The organism is Paraburkholderia sp. MM6662-R1, assembly GCF_050436245.1.
Classification (GTDB): Bacteria; Pseudomonadota; Gammaproteobacteria; order Burkholderiales; family Burkholderiaceae; genus Paraburkholderia; species Paraburkholderia tuberum.
In genome coordinates, this window is sequence record NZ_JBNDLV010000004.1 from 1231467 (window position 1) to 1250488 (window position 19022).

Sequence of the window (19022 nt, forward strand, 5' to 3'; positions counted from 1 at the left end):
GCAAAACCGTAGGAAAACGGGCATTCTAGACGGGTTATTCGCCAACGGGCTTGCGCTTTTTCGTCAGTCGGCTGCAATTAGTCGTGCGCGTCGCGCGTCGATGCACTAGAACATAACTTCGTGCGCCGCGGCCGGCGAAGCCATTTCCGGCTCGTCCTCGCCTCGCGCGAATCTTGCTACCCAAGTTTTGCACGCTGTGGCCGCACCACTCGCAACAACGACGTCCCCAGCGGCACGCAACGAGCAGCAACCACGAGCCGGGTCGGCGAATGCAGCCTCGAGCGCAGTCTGTCAGGCCGCCACGAATCACCGCCCGCGCATCTCGCCCACGGCATGCCTCAACTGCGTTTCGTCGCGCATGCCACCACCCGCCAGCAATCCCGCTCATCGAATGTGACTACTGGAGCCAGCATGACCCAGCCAGCCCTATCGCTCAGCAACTCGCCTTCCGAACTGCGTCGCGCCTTCGCCGCCGACGTGTACGCCGGCCTCACCCATACGCCGCAAAAAGAGCTGCCGTCGAAGTATCTGTACGACGAGGTCGGTTCCGCACTTTTTGAAGTGATTACCGTATTACCCGAATATGGCGTCACGCGCGCCGAAGAACGTCTGCTCGCGAAGCACGCGGCCGACATCGTCGAGCATTTGCCGCATGACGTCACGGTCGCCGAACTCGGCAGCGGCAGCGGCCGTAAAACGCGGCGCATTCTCGAGGCGCTGTGTAAAAAACGCCCTACTTCCTACTGCCCGATTGAAATTTCGCGCAGTGCGTTGCAGTTGTGCCGGCGCGAACTCGGTGACATCGAGCGGATTTCGATCGTCGGTTATGAGCGCGACTATCTGGCCGGTCTGGCCGAAGTGAGCCGGCAGCGCGCGCCCGGCGACCGCTTGCTCGTGCTGTTCCTCGGCAGCACGATCGGCAACTTCGGCAGGCTCGCGGCGACGCGTTTTCTGCGCGAGATCCGCAACATGCTCGCGCCCGGCGACGCGCTGCTGCTCGGCACCGATCTGATCAAACCGACGCCGGTGCTGGTCGCAGCCTACGACGACGCGATCGGCGTGACCGCGTCGTTCAATCTGAACCTGCTCGCGCGCGTCAACCGCGAACTCGACGGCGACTTTCCGCTCGATGAGTTCGAGCACGTCGCGCGCTTCAATCCGGACGCGCGCAGCATCGAGATGCATCTGCGCGCGAAGCGCGATATCACCGCTCACGTGCGCGCCGCAAAGCTGACGGTGTCGCTGACGGAAGGCGAGACGATCTGGACCGAAAGCAGCCACAAGTATCGCGCGGAAGAATTGCCCGCGATCGTCGATGGCGCCGGCTTCGTGTGCAGCCATCAATGGATCGAGGATGAGTGGGGATTCGCGGAGAGTTTGTTGGTGGCCCGGTAAGCGCTGACCACGCGGCCAATAACGGCCGATAAAGGCATAAACGAAAAAGCGGCGCGCCCTCCTCTGGACGGCGCGCCGCTTTTTTAACTCGCGCAGCTTGAGCTCAATGCTGCTCGAAGCGCTCGTAACGCCTGTCCGTCACGCGCTCCTCGCCGCTCACTTCGGTCACGCGCGCCGCCGGCGGTCCGTGACGCAGCCAAGACAACATCCTGTCGATCTGATTGGCCGGTCCCTGCAACATCGCCTCGACCGAACCGTCGTCGAGATTCGCGACCCATCCCTTGATGCCGAGCGCGTGCGCCTGGCGCACCGTCGCAAGGCGAAAACCAACGCCCTGCACGGTGCCGCGCACCCGCGCGTAATACGTTTCGATCCGCTCATCCAGATCCGGGGCCATGCCGCTACCTCCTTTTAATGCCTGACAATCTTTCAAGCCGGCATTCTAGTCGCGTCGCGGCGAGCGCGCTCGGCAACGCCCATCCTTTGCGCGCGCCACGTACAATCCGTCGACCGTCACGCCGGAAATGGAAACAGAATGACCGAACAGAATCGCGATCTCGTGCTCGTGACCGGCGCGTCCGGCTTCGTCGGATCGTCGGTGGCGCGCATCGCGCAGAGCAAGGGCTTTCGCGTACGCGTGCTGGTGCGCGCGACGAGTCCGCGCAAGAACGTCGAATCGCTCGACGCGGAAATCGTCGTCGGCGACATGCGCGACGAAGCATCGATGCGCAACGCGCTGCGCGGCGTGCGCTATCTGCTGCACGTGGCCGCCGATTATCGGCTGTGGGCGCCGGACCCCGGCGAGATCGAGCGCGCCAATCTCGAAGGCACCGAGGCGACGATGCGCGCGGCGTTGAAGGAAGGCGTGGAACGCATCGTATATACGAGCAGCGTCGCCACGCTGAAGGTGACGAGCTCCGGCCAGTCCGCCGACGAAACCTCGCCGCTTCGCGCCGACCAGGCGATCGGCGTCTACAAGCGCAGCAAGGTGCTCGCCGAGCGCGCGGTCGAGCGCATGATCGCCGAGGACGGTCTGCCCGCGGTGATCGTCAATCCATCGACGCCGATCGGCCCGCGCGACGTGAAACCGACGCCCACCGGGCGCATCATTCTGGAGGCGGCGCTCGGCAAGATTCCCGCATTCGTCGATACGGGGTTGAACCTCGTGCACGTCGACGACGTCGCCGCCGGTCATTTCCTTGCGCTCGAACGCGGCAAGATCGGCGAGCGCTATATTCTGGGCGGCGAAAATCTGCCGTTGCAGCAGATGCTCGCCGATATCGCGGCATTGACCGGCCGCAAGGCACCGACACTGAGCCTGCCGCGTTGGCCGTTGTATCCGCTCGCGATGGGCGCGGAAGCGGTCGCCAAATTCACGAAGCGCGAACCTTTCGTCACCGTCGACGGACTGAAGATGTCGAAGAACAAGATGTATTTCGCGTCGGCGAAGGCGGAACGCGAGCTGGGGTATCGGGCGCGGCCTTATCGCGAGGGGCTCGCCGATGCGCTCGAATGGTTCCGGCAGGCGGGGTATCTGAAGCGGTGATCAAGGGATAAGTGAACGGTCAAGTGAAGGGCTGAACAGCGGCCGTAAGCATTTTGTTACAAGTCCCGCGCCGGCGACGGGTCCAAGCCTGCGCGCAGCGGGTAAAATCGCGGGTCCTACCTGAGAAACCTCGCATGAACCTTCACGAACAGCTCGGCGCGCTGGAAATGGGCGTCGACCAGCTCATTCAGGCTGTCGTGGCCACGCAGGCCGAGAACACTCCCGAGACAAGCGCTGACGCTGCGGCATTGCCCGCGGCGGTGGAGCATGCCGCGCACGAAGCAGCGGCGCACGAAGCGGCGGCGCAAGCAGCAGCGGAACAGCCCGCGAGCACCGAAGCAAACGCAGAAACGCACGCCGAAGCGATCGATACGCCGGCCGCCCCGCAATTACAGCCGACGCTCGAAATCAACCGCCCCGCGCGCGACGAAATCACGATGACGATCGGCGATCAGACCGTCGCGCTACGCCCGGACCAGATCAGCCGGCTGATCGAGGAACTGTCGAACGCACGGGCCTCGATGACGCCGGAGCAGCCGCAAGGCATCCCGCCGGGCTGGCAATTCGTCTCGACGAAGAATCCGATGATGGCCGTGCAAAAGCAATCGAACGGCGACCGCTTGCTGGTGATGCGCCACACCGGCCACGGCTGGGTGCCGTTCACGTTCTCGCCGGACATCGTGATCCAGATGTACATGATGCTGACGAACGCGTGATGAAACGCGCTACGTAGAAAAAGCGGCCTGGAGCCGCTTTTTTTTTACGTCTGCCTTCTGCATCCGACGAGCGCATCGGCCATCGACAGACTTCAGCGCTCCTGCACTGGTGCCTGCACGCGCGCCTTCCACTGCCCACCCTTGCCACGCCAGTAGCGCACCGCCGATGCGAACGTTGCGCCGACATAGAACAGCGCCACGAGCGGCAGAAACGGCGCCCACAGCGGTGAGCGCCGGTAGTAGACGAGCATCGGCGCATAGGCGCAGCACATTGCCGCCCACGCGATCCAGGCCGGCCAGCCGAGCGGCCCGAGGATCAACGCCGCGACCGGCGGCAACAGATAGATGATCGCCATGCCGACGAGCGTGCCCGCGAGCAGTAGCGGCGAGTAGCGCAGCTGCGTGAACGCAGTGCGCGCGATCATGTTCCAGATGTCGCGCCAGCTATCGTAGGGACGCAGCGACACGCTCTTCGCCGCCACATCGAGCCGGATCGGATGACGGCCGGTGCCACGATGCTTGATGCGCGCGGCAAGACTGCAATCGTCGATCAGCTCGGCGCGAATCGACTCGATGCCGCCCGCTTCCTCGAGCGCCGCGCGGCGCACCAGCATGCAGCCGCCCGCCGCGGCCGCGGTGCGGTTGCGTGGATTGTTGACCCACGCGAACGGATACAGCTTCGCGAAGAAGAACACGAAGGCCGGAATCAGCGCCTTTTCCCAGAACGAATAGCAGCGCAGCCGGACCATCAGCGAGACGAGGTCGCGCTTTTCGGCATCCGCGCGCGCGACGAGCTGCGTCAACGCCTCGGCGGGGTGGCCGATGTCGGCATCGGTCAGCAACAGGAATTCGGCCGGCAGATCGAGCGTGCGCACCGCCTCGATGCCCTGCGACTGCGCCCACACCTTGCCGGACCAGCCTGGCGGCAACGGCTTCGCGCTCAGCACGGTGAGGCGCTCCGGACATTGCAGCCGCAGCGCTGCGGCACGCGCGGCGTCGGCGGTGCCGTCGGTGCTGTGATCGTCGACGACGATCACGTGGAACGCGCCTGCATAGTCCTGCTCGAGCAGCGACGTGACCGCCTCGGCGATCACATCGACTTCATTGCGCGCCGGTACGACGGCCGCGACGGCCGGCCATGCGTCGCGCGCCGCGATGGCCAGCGGCGCGGCGGGACGCGCGCGCCAGAAGCCGCCACGCGCGAACAGCAGCACGCACCAGATCAGCAGGGAAACACACGAAAGAACGAACAGGACCGCCGCCATTAAGCATTACCCTCGATTGAGCGCGCCGCCATGCCGACGCGTCTGGATAGTCGCATTTTCAGGGTGCGCGCCGCCACCACGCACCAGTCGAACAGATTGAGGACCGGGCGCGCGCGGAATACATCGTAATCCGCGCGCTCGATGCGCTCGAGAAACCGAAAGCCTGCATGCACCGCGCCACACAGCTCGATGCCGAGCCGCCCCGGCATGCGCAGCGCGAGCGGTGCGCCGCGGACCAGCGTGGCGCGCACGAACGCGATTTCATACGCCATCAGCGCGCGCCACGCATCGTCGACGACACCATCGGCAATCTGCGCCTCGGTCACGCCGAAGCGGCGCAAATCGGCTTGCGGCAGGTACACGTGCTGTCGTTGCCAGTCGGCGGCGACGTCGAGCCAGAAGCTGATCAGCTGCGACGCCGTGCAGATCGCGTCGGCGTCGGCAAGATTGTGCGGCGTCGCCGCGCCGACCAGACGCAGCAGCAGATGCCCGACCGGATGCGCCGAGCGGCGGCAATAGTCGACGAGCGCGGCGCGATCCGCATAGCGATTCGTATCGATGTCCTGCGCGCAGCCCTCGAGCAGATCGTAGAACGGTTCGAGCGGCAGCTCGTATTGCGCGATCACGCCAGCGAGCTTGCCGAACAACAGCGCATGCACGGGCGCGGCGCGCCGTTGCGCGATCGCGTCAAGCCCGGCGCGGAAATCGGCCAGCCGGGCATGCCGCTCGGCGGCGCTCCACTGGCCTTCGGCGGAGATATCGGCCGCAGTGCGCACGACCTGATAGATAATACCGACAGGCGCGCGTAGGGCCTTAGGCAGCAACACGCTCGCGATCGGAAAGTTTTCGTGCTGATCGACGTCCATCCAGCGAGCCTCGAAACCATTCTGTAATACAGCGCGATGTCCGCGCGGCAAGGATCGGTAGTTTAAGGGTTCCGCCGTGACGGTGCAGTGTGCGGTCATGGTCGGGCGCGTTACGAGGCAATCCCACGCTGACTCCTTACATCGTTGTAACGCTCGCCGCCCCGGTCGTCCGCACGGCCCAGCGGGTGCGGCAAGCGGCCAACACAGGGGCCGCAGCAAAAAGCAAAGTGGCCCCGATAGCGTTAGAATGCGCGTTTGGTTTTGCTGTACCGGCCGGTCGCCGGGGCTCAAGACGTCAACTAATCAAGATGAGCGCGGCGATAAAGTCAGTTTCACGACTTCTTCGAAACCCGCGTTAGTCGGAGTTCGCCAACTTATGCGAGTCATCCTTGCTCAGCCGCGCGGCTTTTGTGCGGGCGTTGTCCGCGCAATCGAAATCGTCGATCGTGCGTTACAGCAACACGGCGCGCCCGTGTATGTCCGCCACGAGATTGTCCATAACCGTCACGTGGTCGACAATCTGCGCCAGAAGGGCGCGCGTTTCGTCGAGGAACTCGATGAAGTGCCGCAAGGTGCCGTCGCGATATTCAGCGCGCATGGTGTTGCGCAAACCGTCGAACGTGATGCCGAAGCGCGCGGCCTCGACGTGCTCGACGCAACCTGCCCGCTCGTGACCAAGGTGCACGTACAAGGTCGTCAGTACGTGGCCGCCGGCCGCACGCTGATCCTGATCGGCCACGCCGGCCATCCAGAAGTGGAAGGCACGATCGGCCAGATCCCCGGCACGGTGATGCTCGTGCAGAGCGAGGCAGAAGTCGCGAAACTCGAGTTGCCGGTCGATGCGCCGCTCGCCTACGTGACGCAAACCACGTTGTCGGTCGACGACACGCGCGGCATCATCGACGCGCTGCTGCGCCGCTTTACCGACATGGTCGGTCCCGACACGCGCGACATCTGCTATGCAACGCAGAACCGCCAGGCGGCGGTGCGCGAATTGAGCAAAGAGGTCGATGTACTGCTGGTGGTCGGCGCGACCAACAGCTCGAACTCGAACCGGCTGCGCGAAATCGGCAGCGAGAGCGGCGTGGCGAGCTACCTCGTCGCCGACGGCTCTGAAGTGAAGCCGGAATGGTTCGCCAACGTGCACACGGTCGGCATCACGGCCGGCGCGTCGGCGCCCGAAGAAATGGTCGAAAACGTAATCGATGCGCTACGCGCATTGGGGCCCGTCGATGTCACGACGATGGCGGGCCGTGAAGAAAAAGTCGAATTCAAGTTGCCATCGAAACTGATGCAACCACTCGCTGCACGCGAAGTTTAAGGAGGACGCCTTGTCTATTCCGCTGCTACAGAAAGTCCGCGTCGGCGCATACATCATGCGCCAGCATCTCTCCGGCAACAAACGCTATCCGCTCGCCCTGATGCTGGAGCCGCTGTTTCGCTGCAATCTCGCCTGCAATGGCTGCGGCAAGATCGACTATCCGGATCCGATTCTGAACCAGCGTCTGTCGCTGGAAGAATGCCTGCAGGCCGTCGACGAATGCGGTGCGCCGGTCGTGTCGATCGCGGGTGGCGAGCCGCTGCTGCACAAGGAAATGCCGCAGATCGTCAAGGGCATCATGGCGCGCAAGAAGTTCGTGTACCTGTGCACGAACGCGCTGCTGATGGAAAAGAAGATGGACGACTACGAGCCGAATCCGTACTTCGTGTGGTCGGTTCATCTTGACGGCGACAAGGAAGCGCACGATCACTCGGTGTCGCAGGAAGGCGTGTACGAGAAGGCCGTGGCCGCGATCCGCGAAGCGAAGCGCCGCGGCTTCCGCGTGAATATCAACTGCACGCTGTTCAACGACGCGCAGCCGGAACGCGTGGCGAAGTTCTTCGACACGTTGGGCCCGATGGGCGTCGACGGCATCACGGTATCGCCGGGTTATGCGTATGAGCGCGCGCCGGATCAGCAGCACTTCCTGAACCGCGACAAGACCAAGCAGCTGTTCCGCGAAATCTTCAAGCGCGGCAACAACGGCAAGAACTGGTCGTTCAGCCAGTCGGCGATGTTCCTCGACTTCCTCGCGGGCAACCAGACCTACGAATGCACGCCGTGGGGCAACCCGGCGCGTACCGTGTTCGGCTGGCAAAAACCGTGCTATCTGGTCGGCGAAGGCTACGTGAAGACCTTCAAGGAACTGATGGAAACCACGGACTGGGACAAGTACGGCACCGGCAACTACGAGAAGTGCGCGGACTGCATGGTCCACTGCGGTTTCGAAGCGACGGCCGTGATGGACACGGTTGCGCATCCGCTGAAGGCGCTGAAGGTCAGCATGCGCGGCCCGAAAACCACGGGCGCGTTCGCGCAGGACATTCCGCTCGACAAGCAGCGTCCCGCCGAGTTCGTGTTCTCGCGTCACGTCGAGATCAAGCTCGAAGAAATCACGCGCGCCGGCAAGGGCAAGAAGGTGGAGACCGCGACGGCCGCGCACTGAGGCGTTCGACAGGAGAGCGGCCGCGCGCCGCCTCTGTATTGCGCCAGATCGTTAGCGCAAGCAACTCGAAAAAAAGCGCGGTGGCCAATCAAGGCCACCGCGCTTTGCTTTTACCGATTGAAACTTCTGTCGACCGACCCGCTTACGCGCCGCGCGCATTATGCGCGGTCAGGAATTTGATCAGCCCGTCGATGCCGCCTTTGGCGATCTGGTCGGCGAACTGCGTCTGATACACCTGGATCAGCCACGCGCCCATCATGTTGATGTCATAGATCTTCCAGCCCGACGGCCCCTTGGTGAGCCGGTAGTCGATCGCGTCATCGCCGCCGTTGCTGATCACGTGCGATTGCACGACGATGTCGGTCGCGCCGCCTTGCACGCTGACCGGCGCAAACTGGAACTTCACGTCCTGGTCGCGCAGTTGCGACAGCGATGCGGCATAGGTACGCGTGAGCAGCAGCGTAAACTGCTCGTACAGTTGCTTCTGCTGCTCCGGCGTCGCGGTCGCCCACGGCTTGCCTACCGCGATACGTGTGGTGCGCTGAAAGTCGGTGGCGGGCAGGAAGTGCGTCTGGACGACCTGGGTGATCTGCGCCATGTCGCCGCCGCGCGCCTGCGGGTCAGCCTTCATTGCAGCCACCGTGCCCTGGACTGCACTTTTTACCACCGCGTCGGGTGCGCTCTGCGCAAACGCCGCCGTGGATACCACGGCCGCAGCCACAAAAGCAGTCAGATATCGTTTCATACGCTTGTCATGACTCGAAAGAAGTAGCGCCGACGGGCCGCAGCCCCGCGGCTAAAGAGGGGTACACCAGTATAGCGGGGATTACGTTCCCATCCGGACGAAGCCGTCAGGAGCCGTACTTGCTACCGAAGTCGGGCTTGCTTGCCCGGGCTCTGTATACTTATGCACCTTCGTCAAAAACAACACCCGTGATAAGGCCACGTCCGCCTACATGCTGAAGTCATCTATCGTCCGTCTCGTCGCGTATTCGGTGCGTCATCCGCTGAGGATCATCGCGCTGTCGATCGTGCTCGCTGTCCTGAGCGGCATATACGTCGCGCATAACTTCAAGATCAACACGGACATCAGCCGTCTCGTCGAGACCGACAAGCAATGGGCGGCAGTCCAGAACGCGCTCGACGCCGCCTTCCCCGACCGTGGCGACACCGTGCTGGTGGTGGTCGAGGCGCGCGCGCCCGAATTCGCCGACGCCGCCGCCGACGCGCTGACCGCCGCGCTCAGAGCCGATCCGAAGGAGTTCACGTCGGTCTCGCAGCCCGCCGGCGGCCCCTTCTTCGAACACAACGGCCTGCTGTTTCTGTCCACCGACGAGGTGATGTCCACCACCTCGCAACTCGTGCAGTCGCGCCCGCTCGTCAATCAACTTGCGCATGATCCGAGCCTGACCGGTCTCGCCGGCACGCTGACTACGACCCTGCTGCTGCCGCTGCAACTCGGCCAGGTCAAACTCCCTGACATGAGCCGGCTGCTTGCGCAAAGCGCGAACACGCTCGATCGCGTGCTGGCCGGCCAGCCCGCCGCGTTCTCGTGGCGCGCTCTCGTCGATAAAAGCGCCGCCACCAATCCGGCGCGTTCGTTTGTCGTCGTGCATCCGGTCGTCAACTACGACGCGCTGGAGCCGGGCGCGAGCGCGTCGAGGGCGATTCGCGCAACCGCGGTCTCGCTGCATCTCCAGCAGCGCTACGGTGCGACGATCCGCCTGACCGGCGAGCAGCCACTCGCCGACGAGGAGTTCGCGTCAGTGGAGGACGGTGCGGTGCTGAACGGCATCGGCACTTTCATCGTCGTCCTGATCATTCTGTGGCTCGCGCTGCGCTCGGGCCGCATGATCGCGGCCGTGTTCATCACGCTGTTCGTCGGCCTCGCGATCACGGCCGCGCTCGGCCTGTTGATGGTCGGCGCGCTCAACATGATTTCGGTCGCGTTCATGGTGCTGTTCGTCGGGCTCGGCGTCGATTTCGGCGTGCAGTTCGGCGTCAAGTATCGCGAGGAGCGCAACCGCGACGACCGGCTGTCGGCCGCGCTGATGCACACCGCGCACAGCATCGGCGTGCCGCTCACGCTCGCGGCCGTGGCAGTCGCGCTGAGCTTCTTCTCGTTCCTGCCGACCGCTTATCGCGGCGTGTCGGAGCTTGGCCAGATCGCAGGCGTCGGCATGTTCGTCGCGTACTTCACCAACATGACCCTGCTGCCAGCGCTGCTGAAGCTCTTCAATCCGCCGGGCGAAGTCGCCTCGCCCGGTTTCAAGCAGCTCGAGCCCGTCGACGACTTCCTCGACCGCCATCGCAAGCCGGTGTTGATCGGCACGCTGCTCATCGTGATCGGCGCGACACCGCTGCTCACGCACCTGCGTTTCGACTTCAATCCGCTGCATCTGAAGGACCCGCACACCGAGTCGATGGCAACGTTGCTGTCGCTGAAGGATTCGCCCGAAGCCGCGGTGAACAACGTGCAGGCGCTGGCGCCGTCGCTTGCCGACGCCGACGCGATGGCCGAGCGACTGCGCAAGCTGCCGGAAGTGGGCCGCGTCAACACGTTGAGCACCTTCGTGCCGGCCGACCAGCAGCAGAAGATGATGCTGATCGCAAGCGCCGCGCAACAGCTGCTGCCGGCGCTGCAACAGCAGCCCGCGCCGCAAGCCACCGACGAGTTGCGCGTCGCCGCATTGAAGCGCGCGGCGAATCAGTTGTCGCTCGCGGCCGAGGACCATCCGGGCCCGGGCGCGGCGGATGCGCAGCACCTGTCCGCGACCTTGCAAAAGCTCGCCGCCGCCGACGCCGCCACGCGCGACCGCGCCGAAGTCGCGATGTCCGACACGCTGCGCATCGCCTTGAAGCAGCTTGAGAACCTTCTGCAGCCGACCGAAATAACCCAGCAGACCCTGCCGCCAGGCATCACCGCGATGTGGATCGGCAAGGGCGGTCATGCGCTCGTCGATATCGCGCCGAAGGTGCCGCCCGGCGTCGATCCAAACGACGATCAGATGCTCGCGCGCTTCGCGCACGCGGTGAAGAGGGCGGAGCCGGGCGCGATCGGCGGACCGATCTCGATCCTGCATTCGGCCAACACGATCATCAAGGCGTTCCTGGAGGCGGCCGTCTATGCGCTGCTGTCGATCGCCGTGCTGCTGTGGATCGCGCTGCGCCGTGTCGGCGACGTGCTGCGCACGCTGGTGCCGCTGCTGGTGTCGGCGATCGTCACGCTCGAACTGTGCGTGGTATTCGGCATGCCGCTGAACTTCGCGAACATCATCGCGCTGCCGCTGATGCTCGGCGTGGGCGTCGCGTTCAAGATCTACTTCGTGATGGCGTGGCGCCACGGCCAGACCGGCCTGTTGCAGTCGAGCCTCACGCATGCGGTGCTGTTCAGCGCCGCCACAACGGCCACCGCGTTTGGTAGCCTGTGGCTGTCGCACCATCCGGGCACGTCCAGCATGGGGAGGCTGCTCGTGCTTTCGCTGTTCTGCACGCTGATCGGAGCGGTGGTTTTCCAGCCGGTGCTGATGGGCAAGCCGCGTCAACGTCGCGGGAAGCAAAAAGGAATATAAGCATGAAGCTGCGTAACACCGCGCTGGCGCTCACCGCCGCGGGTCTCATTTCCGGCTGCGCGACCGCTCCGGATCGCAAGCCGGGCGATCCGTTCGAGCCGGTGAACCGGGTGATCTTCAACTTCAATGACGGAGTCGATCGCTATATCGCGGTGCCGGTCGCGAAGGGCTACCAGAAAGTGACGCCGCAGCCGCTGCGCACCGCCGTCAGCAATTTCTTTTCGAACCTCGGCGACCTCACCAACGCCGCAAACGCGCTGCTGCAACTGAAGATCACCGATGCGACCGAAGACATCATGCGCTTCGCGTTCAACTCGGTGTTTGGCATTGGCGGCCTGCTCGACTGGGCGACGCCGGCCGGTCTGCCCAAGCATCATCAGGACTTCGGTCTGACGCTCGGGCATTGGGGCATTCCGTCGGGTCCGTATCTGGTGCTGCCGCTGTTCGGGCCGAGCACGGTGCGCGACAGCATGGGGCTCGTCGTCGATGTGAAGTTCAATCCGCTGAACTATATCGAACCCGCGACCCGCAATCCGCTGTACGTGCTGCAGTTCGTGAGCACACGTGCGGATCTGCTCGGCGCGACCAGCCTTCTGGAGCAGGCTGCGCTCGACAAGTACTCGTTCGTGCGTGATGCCTATGTGCAGCAGCGCCTCGCGCGGCTGCGCGGCACGAGCAATAACCCTCCGCCGCTGCCGAACTACGACGATCAGGGCGATACGGGCCCGGCTGCCGCCCCAGCGGCAGGCGCGCCGGCGGGCGGCCTGCCGAATTACTCCGATCCGGGCGATGTGGGCGAGACGCCCAATGGCGCTTCGGGAGCGGGCGGCGCGGCCAAGGGCGCGCCCGGTGCGCTGCCGAATTACAACGATCCGGGTGAGTCCTCGCCGGCGCCCAATGGGGCTTCCGGTGGAGCGACCAACGCGCCCAGCGGGGATCTGCCGAACTACACCGATCCGGGTGACAGTGGCGCGGGCGCTACGCCAGCCGTGCCTGCTGAGCCGGCGTCGGCCCCGCAATAGCGCTCCAGGGGATCTGGGAACCGGCCGCCGGGCCGGCCGCCGTGCCCTGGCGCTTCAGTCCAGCGCTACAAGGCACAGCGGGGCGCCCTAGATGGGCGCCCCACGCTGAAGTACAGCCAAACGTCACCCTTCCTCGACGGCCCTGACGGGTGCCGTTTGCGGTACCGGCTTGGAGTTCGCGCGATAGTGAGCGAACTGCTCGTCCGCGGAACGGATACTCGTGCGGCCATGCAGCGCCGACGGAAAAAAGCCCGCTCGACAGCGGGCGGGCAGGTTGGGAACGTATTCCCTAATCCATCGGGTCATACTGGTGGAATCCCTGATAGCCGGTTGTGTCCTCTACCTTGGTTATCCGCCAATGCCCGTTTTCCTTTGCGACGAACACGACGAGATTCTGTTTTTCCGTTAACCCGAACGTCACTGGAATTACCGCCGTCCCGCCGAGCGCGATTGCCGGATGCAAAGTCATCGTTGTGAGCCATATTTGCGGATCGAGGTCTTGCACCCGCGTGAAGTAGTCCGCACCGCCCGGCAAGCGTTTGTGGCGATAGTCGTCCCGCAGATTATCGACCGTCGGTTTTGCCACATAGTTGTAAATGTGGCTATCCGTCAGTTGATAAACGCTGCCCTCCCGCTGCAAATACCAAGTGTAAAACGCCTTCACTGCGGCTTCTGGTGTATCCGGAGTCGCTGCGGTGGTTACACCCGGCTCGAGTACCAACGCAAGAGCCAGTGAGGCAAAAACGCGCAAAAGAAATTTACTCATTGTCAGTCGTGCCGAAATATTTTGTATGCAGGTTTGATGGTTCGATAGGCCTGACCCGGATAAAACCCATGCAATTGTCGAAATCCGATATCCATATCTGGCCGTCAAACATTGCCATGTGGCCGTATGGATGACCCGTAATGGCCTGAATAACTACCACGTCGCCGCGCTGCGGAGTGCCATCCACCTCGTGAAACCCCGCTCCCACGAGCGACGAGCCGTAATCTTTCGCGGACGCCGTATGCGTAATCCGCAGTCCTCCCGCTTCAATCGCACGCCTGGTGTACTCCGCGCATCGGCTCTGGCTCGATAGCCTAGCGTTAGCTTGCAGGTATCGTACCGCGCCGGTTTTGTCCCATGCCATTTTTATCAGGCTCCTTAAGAAGAGGAGCCTGATAACTATCGCCACTCGATGGGCAAGTCAATTATTAATACGGAATGTGACCAGAATTTACAATTAGATTCACCATTTTTATTATGGAGAATGCTATCCCAAAATAAAAACGGGCATTCATCGGCTAGAATTTTCCCTATTTAACCGGTGAACATTGTGAGCAATAACCGGTATTCATTCGGCCGCCTGGTGCTACCCGAGGACAGGCTGCCGTGATTGACACCAATATCTGGGACCGCCGTGCAGGCGGACCTGGTGCCGCTGACCCTACGCATGCGGGCAGAAGACGTGCGACTCGGAACATGGGACACCAAAGCCATTGAATCAGCGAACGCGCCGCCTCACTACAATTGATCGCCTCGGATTGGTCGTTCCACAGACCATGCTGGCATTCATCCATCGCCATCCGGAAGTGCTGACAAATAGGCCAGCGCGCCGGCACTACGCCTGTCTGGCGCTCCATCGAGCGGAATTGGTATGAATTGGATCGTCGATAAAGTGGCGCTTCTGCTCGCCGCTATCGCCTGTGCGGCGATCGCATGGGCGCTGATTCGCTACAGCGGCCAGTGGTTTCCGCTGCTACTGTTCATACTGGCATTTGCGGGGCTTTACGCAGATAACCAGCGGCTGCACAACCGCCTAAGGGACCTGGGCGAAGACTCGAGTCGCCGCTCCAGGGGTAGGTCACGCCCACGCTAGCGACTTGCTGCCGGCCCCAGACGCAGTCGGGATGGCTAACCGCCATCCCCGTCGCTCAACTGCTGACGCCCGCGATCCGCAGCGCGCCGCCCTTCCCCAAGGCCTCCCGCGCCTCGACCAGCGTAGTCCGCGCGGCGCGCGCATCGCCGGCGAGGCGCAGCAGCGCGCCGAGTTGCGACGGCTGCCGCAGCAATTCGCGCAGAATTGGCCCGAGGGCGGTGCTGCCGTCGTCGCGCAAACCAGCGGTCGCGGCCGGCGGCAGCGTGCGCCAGGCCGGATCGACGACTGCGCGACACACGGCGAACGGCAGACCGTGCGCGGCAGCGGTCGCGCCAGCGATGTGCGATTCCATATCCACCGCGAGCGCGCCGGTCGATTCGTGCAGCGCGCGTTTGTCTTCAGCAGTGATCAGCGGCGCGGCGACCGCCGCCATCGCGCCACGGCGCAGACGTCCCGCGAGCCCTTCGGCCGTCCTGACGTTGGTCACGGCGGCGGCAATCCGCTCCGCCCATTGCCGATCCGTGTCGATCCGCCCGAACGGCCCATGCACGGCATCCGCGATGATCAGCGCGCCCGGCTGCAGATCCGGCGCGAGCCCACCCGCCGTGCCGAAACTGACGATCCCCGCCGCGCCGCGAGCGACCGCGGCGTTCAGCGCGCGCTCGAGCAGATCGGCGCGCGCCGCGTACACGACTTCGACGCGCTCGCTGCCGTCGCCGCGCGCGATGCGCGCCTCGAACGCCATGCCCGTCACGACGATCACCGGCAAGCCGCTATCGCCCGTTCCCACGGACGGCGTCATCGACACGGACATCCGTCACATCCCGACCGTGACGCGCGTGAGCCCATTGCGCTTCAGATGACGGAAGCGCGCGAGCGCCCACAGCGGGAAGAATTTGCGATAGCCGTGGTAGCGCAGATAAAACACGCGCGGAAAGCCGGTCGCGGTAAACCGGGTTTCGTCCCACAGCCCATGCTCGCGCTGCTCACGCTGCAGATAGTCGATACCGCGCGCCACCGCCTCGTGATCGACCTCCCCCGCCGCCATCAGTCCGAGCAGCGCCCAGGCTGTCTGCGACGCGGTGCTCGGCGCACGCTCGTAGCCGCGATAGTCGAGCTTGTAGCTCTCGCCGCCCTCGCCCCAACCGCCGTCGTCGTTCTGGATCGACACGAGCCATTGCACCGCGCGCCGCATGCGCGGGTCGTCGCGTGACATGCCGGCCGCGTTCAGCGAGCACAGCGCGGTCCATGTGCCGTAGATGTAGTTCAGGCCCCAGCGGCCGTACCAGCTGCCGTCCGACTCCTGCTCCTGCAGCATGTAGTCGAACGCGCGCCGCGCCGGCTCGCTGCTTTGCGGCAGCTCGCCGATCTGCGCGAACATCGACAGACAGCGGCCCGACACGTCCGCGGTCGGCGGATCGAGCAGCGCGCCGTGGTCCGAGAACGGAATGTTGTTCAGGTAGTACTGCGTGTTTTCCGGTTCGAACGCGCCCCAGCCGCCGTCGCTGCTTTGCATGCCGACCACCCATTCGCGCGCGCGGGCAATTGCTTCGCGATCGACATCGGATTGCGTGAGCGCCGCCGAGCGGTGCATCGCCATCGCGACCACCGCGGTATCGTCGACATCCGGGAAATGCGCGTTGTTGTACTGGAACGCCCAGCCGCCCGGCCGCACGTTGGGGCGGCGCGAAATCCAGTCGCCGCGCACGTCGAGAATCTGCAGCGGACGCAGCCATGCGAGCCCGCGTTCGGCCGCCTGTTCGGCGCGCGCTTCGCCGGTTTCGAGCAAAGCGTGCGCCGCGAGCGACGTATCCCACACCGGCGACAGACACGGCTGGCAATACGCTTCGTCGTCCTTGATGACGAGCAGCTTGTCGAGAGATTTGCGAGCGATCGCGCGATGCGGATGATCGGCCGGATAGCCGAGCACGTCGTACATCATCACCGAGTTGGCCATCGCCGGGAAAATCGCGCCGAGGCCGTCCTCGCCGTTCAGCCGTTCGTCGACGAACGCGACCGCCGCGCGGATCGCGCGCTCGCGGGTCCCCTTCGGCAACAGCCCATCGACCGCGCGCAGCACCGAATCGACACAACGGAACAGGCCGAACCAGCCCGCGTGCTGATGCGGTGCGCGCTCGTTCATGCCGGTGTTCACCGGCGCGCCGCGGAACAGCTCGTCGATGCGCACCTTGCGCGGATTACGCGCGAGCGGCCGCTTGGCGTTGAGCACCAGCAGCGGCACGATCACCGTGCGCGCCCAGTACGACACCTTGGACAGATGGAATGGGAACCACACCGGCAGCAGCATGATCTCGACCGGCATCATCGGCACCGCGCGCCACGACACCACGCCAAAGAGGGCGAGCAGGATTCGCGTGAACACGTTCGCGTGTTCCGCGCCGCCGTGCGCGAGGATCGCGTCGCGCGCGCGCACCATGTGCTCGGCATCGACCGGGTCGCCGATCATCTTCAGCGCGAAGTACGCCTTCACACTCGCGCTGATGTCGAGCGCGCCGTCGGTGAAGAGCGGCCAGCCGCCGCTCGGCAACTGGATGCGGCGCAGATAACGCGCGATCTTCTGTTCGAGTTCGAGGTTCGGCGTTTCGCCGAGATAGTGGACCAGCAACACGTATTCGGCCGGAATCGTCGCGTCGGCTTCGAGTTCGTAGACCCAATGGCCGTCCGGCTGCTGCGCGGCCAGGATCGCATCGGTCGCGCGCGTGATCGATGCGTCGAGCGGGCTCGCGCCCCGCACGGGCGCCGGCGTTGCGGTTGCCAATGCGTCCGCCACGGCGGGCGCGTTGGCAACCACGGCAGCTTCGGCCAGGTCCGGCGCCGCATCGGCGGCTTCGGGCAGCGCCGCGTCGAGCGGCTGGGTGTGAGATAAGTCGTTCATCTGCGTTCCATCGGTTGATTCAGCAGCGTATCCGCGGCCTTCTGGCCGGAGCGGACCGCGCCTTCGAGCATCGCGGGCAGGCCGGTGGCCGTCCAGTCGCCCGCGAGCAGCAAATTGTTCCAGCGAGTGCGCGTGCCCGCCCGCAATGTCTCCTGCGCGGGCAGCGCGGCAAACGTCGCGCGCGATTCCATCACCACCTGCCAGCGCGGCAGCGGCGCGGCCGGCAGATTGACCGCCTGCGCGACCTCGGCCCAGACGGTCGCCGCCAGCACGTCATGCGGCGTGTCGAAGAGCCGCTCGGCGCCGTTGAGCGTCACCGACAGGCGGTCGTCGAACGCAAACAGCCATTCGGCCGTTCCGTTCAGCAGCGCGGTGATCTGCGGCAAGCCGAACGGCGGCTCGACCGCGAAATGCACGTTGAGCACGGCCGCGAAACGCGTCGGCGCGCGCAGGCCCGGCACGAGAGCCACCGCGGCTTCGGGCGGCAGCGCGAGAATCACCGCCTCGTTCGCGCCGAGCGCGATGCTCTCATCGTCGAAATGCAGCGTCTGCACACGGGCCGGGTCGGCCGCGAACGTGATGTCGCGCAGACGCGAACCGAGCCGGATCGTCGCGCCGCCATGTTGCAGCAGACGCAGCGCCGGATCGACGAACGCGCTGCCAAGACCATTACGCGCGACCAGCGGCCGGCACGCGAGCCCGCCCGCGAGCAGCGTTTCGCGCACGAGCGCGCCGGTCAGTTCGGCCGACGCGTCGCGCGGCTCCAGATTCAGCAGCACATGCAGCAGCGGCCGCAGCAGCCGTTCCCACAGCGGACCGTGACAGCGCATCGTCTGCGCGACGCTGCGGCCCGGTTTCGCAAACAGCAGCGGCACGAGCGACAGGTAATCGGTCGGGCTCGTGTTCGGCACGCGCGCGTGCGCATCGAAAATCCACCACGGCAAACTCCCCGGCGACAGACGCACGCTCCAGCGCGAACGCGTGGCCAGATCGACGAACGGATACTCGGGCTGCGTGGGGCCGACCAGTTCGTCGGCGGCGCCGATCGCGCGCACGTAGTTGAGCGTCGCGGCATTGGCCGACAGCACGATGTGATTGCCGCTGTCGAGCGTCGCACCAAGCTTCGCGTCGTAGTACGAACGGCAGCGGCCGCCCGCGTGATCCTGCGCTTCGTGCAGCACGACCCGCGCTCCGCGCCGCTGCAGTTGCACGGCGGCGGCGAGCCCGGCCACGCCCGCGCCGACCACGTGGACGACCTTCGGCATCAGCTCAGAAAAGCGCGTAACGCGCGACGATCCACAGCAGGCGCAGCTTCGGCTTGCGGACCTTCGTGCGCGGAACGTCGAAGCCCGCGCTCCAGCGCGCGCTCGAGCAGCACGCGATAGACGCCCGACATGAT

The 19022-nt window shown here is 64.8% G+C and carries 17 protein-coding genes; 8 read left to right on the forward strand and 9 right to left on the reverse strand.

Translation table 11 applies throughout. From position 1 onward, the window contains the following. The first annotated feature begins 411 nt into the window (after positions 1 to 411). Positions 412 to 1395: an L-histidine N(alpha)-methyltransferase gene (gene egtD / locus OKW39_RS35610; RefSeq protein ID WP_187630215.1), complete on the forward strand. Its 984-nt coding sequence runs from the start codon at positions 412 to 414 to the stop codon at positions 1393 to 1395. Positions 1396 to 1498: 103 nt separating this feature from the next. On the opposite strand, the gene OKW39_RS35615 is transcribed toward egtD, so the two are convergent. Beyond that, entirely contained in the window at positions 1499 to 1792 is a 294-nt protein-coding gene (locus OKW39_RS35615) for an acylphosphatase (RefSeq protein WP_090808088.1), read from the reverse strand. A gap of 138 nt (positions 1793 to 1930) precedes the next feature. On the opposite strand from OKW39_RS35615, the gene hpnA reads away from it, so the two are divergent. Continuing rightward, entirely contained in the window at positions 1931 to 2941 is a 1011-nt protein-coding gene (gene hpnA, locus OKW39_RS35620; RefSeq protein WP_429564777.1) for a hopanoid-associated sugar epimerase, read from the forward strand. Between the two features lie 134 nt (positions 2942 to 3075). Then, on the forward strand, positions 3076 to 3657 hold the full coding sequence (locus OKW39_RS35625) for a hypothetical protein (RefSeq protein ID WP_429333183.1): 582 nt from the start codon (positions 3076 to 3078) through the stop codon (positions 3655 to 3657). Between the two features lie 92 nt (positions 3658 to 3749). Here OKW39_RS35625 and OKW39_RS35630 read toward each other — a convergent pair whose 3' ends face one another. Both OKW39_RS35630 and hpnC read right to left on the reverse strand, forming a co-directional pair. Continuing rightward, positions 3750 to 4922, reverse strand: coding sequence for a glycosyltransferase (locus tag OKW39_RS35630; protein WP_429564778.1), 1173 nt, complete (start codon positions 4920 to 4922; stop codon positions 3750 to 3752). Beyond that, positions 4922 to 5788 (reverse strand): squalene synthase HpnC, encoded by an 867-nt coding sequence (gene hpnC / locus OKW39_RS35635; protein WP_429333182.1) that lies wholly within the window; start codon positions 5786 to 5788, stop codon positions 4922 to 4924. The genes OKW39_RS35630 and hpnC overlap by 1 nt, the downstream gene beginning before the upstream one ends. Positions 5789 to 6164: 376 nt before the next feature. Between hpnC and ispH the strand changes: the two genes are divergently transcribed. Both ispH and hpnH read left to right on the forward strand, forming a co-directional pair. Further along, positions 6165 to 7109, forward strand: a complete 945-nt coding sequence (gene ispH, locus OKW39_RS35640) for a 4-hydroxy-3-methylbut-2-enyl diphosphate reductase (RefSeq protein WP_429333181.1) — start codon at positions 6165 to 6167, stop codon at positions 7107 to 7109. 10 nt (positions 7110 to 7119) lie between these two features. Beyond that, positions 7120 to 8274, forward strand: coding sequence for an adenosyl-hopene transferase HpnH (gene hpnH / locus OKW39_RS35645; RefSeq protein ID WP_090808099.1), 1155 nt, complete (start codon positions 7120 to 7122; stop codon positions 8272 to 8274). 142 nt (positions 8275 to 8416) lie between these two features. Here the strand turns inward: hpnH and OKW39_RS35650 are convergent, their stop codons facing one another. After that, positions 8417 to 9019: an MlaC/ttg2D family ABC transporter substrate-binding protein gene (locus tag OKW39_RS35650; protein ID WP_184057725.1), complete on the reverse strand. Its 603-nt coding sequence runs from the start codon at positions 9017 to 9019 to the stop codon at positions 8417 to 8419. A 211-nt stretch (positions 9020 to 9230) separates the two neighbouring features. Between OKW39_RS35650 and OKW39_RS35655 the strand changes: the two genes are divergently transcribed. After that, positions 9231 to 11846 (forward strand): MMPL family transporter, encoded by a 2616-nt coding sequence (locus OKW39_RS35655; protein WP_429564779.1) that lies wholly within the window; start codon positions 9231 to 9233, stop codon positions 11844 to 11846. 2 nt (positions 11847 to 11848) lie between these two features. After that, on the forward strand, positions 11849 to 12868 hold the full coding sequence (locus OKW39_RS35660; RefSeq protein ID WP_187612498.1) for an MlaA family lipoprotein: 1020 nt from the start codon (positions 11849 to 11851) through the stop codon (positions 12866 to 12868). Positions 12869 to 13157: 289 nt separating this feature from the next. On the opposite strand, the gene OKW39_RS35665 is transcribed toward OKW39_RS35660, so the two are convergent. The 5 genes from OKW39_RS35665 to hpnE form a co-directional block, all read right to left on the reverse strand. Further along, the gene (locus OKW39_RS35665) at positions 13158 to 13634 is read right to left on the reverse strand and encodes a DUF3828 domain-containing protein (protein ID WP_184052756.1); all 477 of its coding nucleotides are present in this window, start codon (positions 13632 to 13634) and stop codon (positions 13158 to 13160) included. After that, positions 13627 to 13998: a CHAP domain-containing protein gene (locus tag OKW39_RS35670; protein WP_429564780.1), complete on the reverse strand. Its 372-nt coding sequence runs from the start codon at positions 13996 to 13998 to the stop codon at positions 13627 to 13629. Before OKW39_RS35670 ends, OKW39_RS35665 begins: the two co-directional genes overlap by 8 nt. Before the next feature lie 784 nt (positions 13999 to 14782). Then, positions 14783 to 15541 (reverse strand): phosphorylase, encoded by a 759-nt coding sequence (locus tag OKW39_RS35675; protein WP_429564781.1) that lies wholly within the window; start codon positions 15539 to 15541, stop codon positions 14783 to 14785. Between the two features lie 3 nt (positions 15542 to 15544). Next, the gene (gene shc, locus OKW39_RS35680; RefSeq protein ID WP_429564782.1) at positions 15545 to 17623 is read right to left on the reverse strand and encodes a squalene--hopene cyclase; all 2079 of its coding nucleotides are present in this window, start codon (positions 17621 to 17623) and stop codon (positions 15545 to 15547) included. Further along, the gene (gene hpnE / locus OKW39_RS35685; protein WP_429564783.1) at positions 17620 to 18888 is read right to left on the reverse strand and encodes a hydroxysqualene dehydroxylase HpnE; all 1269 of its coding nucleotides are present in this window, start codon (positions 18886 to 18888) and stop codon (positions 17620 to 17622) included. Before hpnE ends, shc begins: the two co-directional genes overlap by 4 nt. Here hpnE and OKW39_RS35690 point away from each other — a divergent pair. Then, positions 18887 to 19021, forward strand: a complete 135-nt coding sequence (locus OKW39_RS35690; protein WP_429565484.1) for a hypothetical protein — start codon at positions 18887 to 18889, stop codon at positions 19019 to 19021. The two genes, hpnE and OKW39_RS35690, sit on opposite strands and share 2 nt — an antisense overlap. Position 19022: the final 1 nt, after the last annotated feature.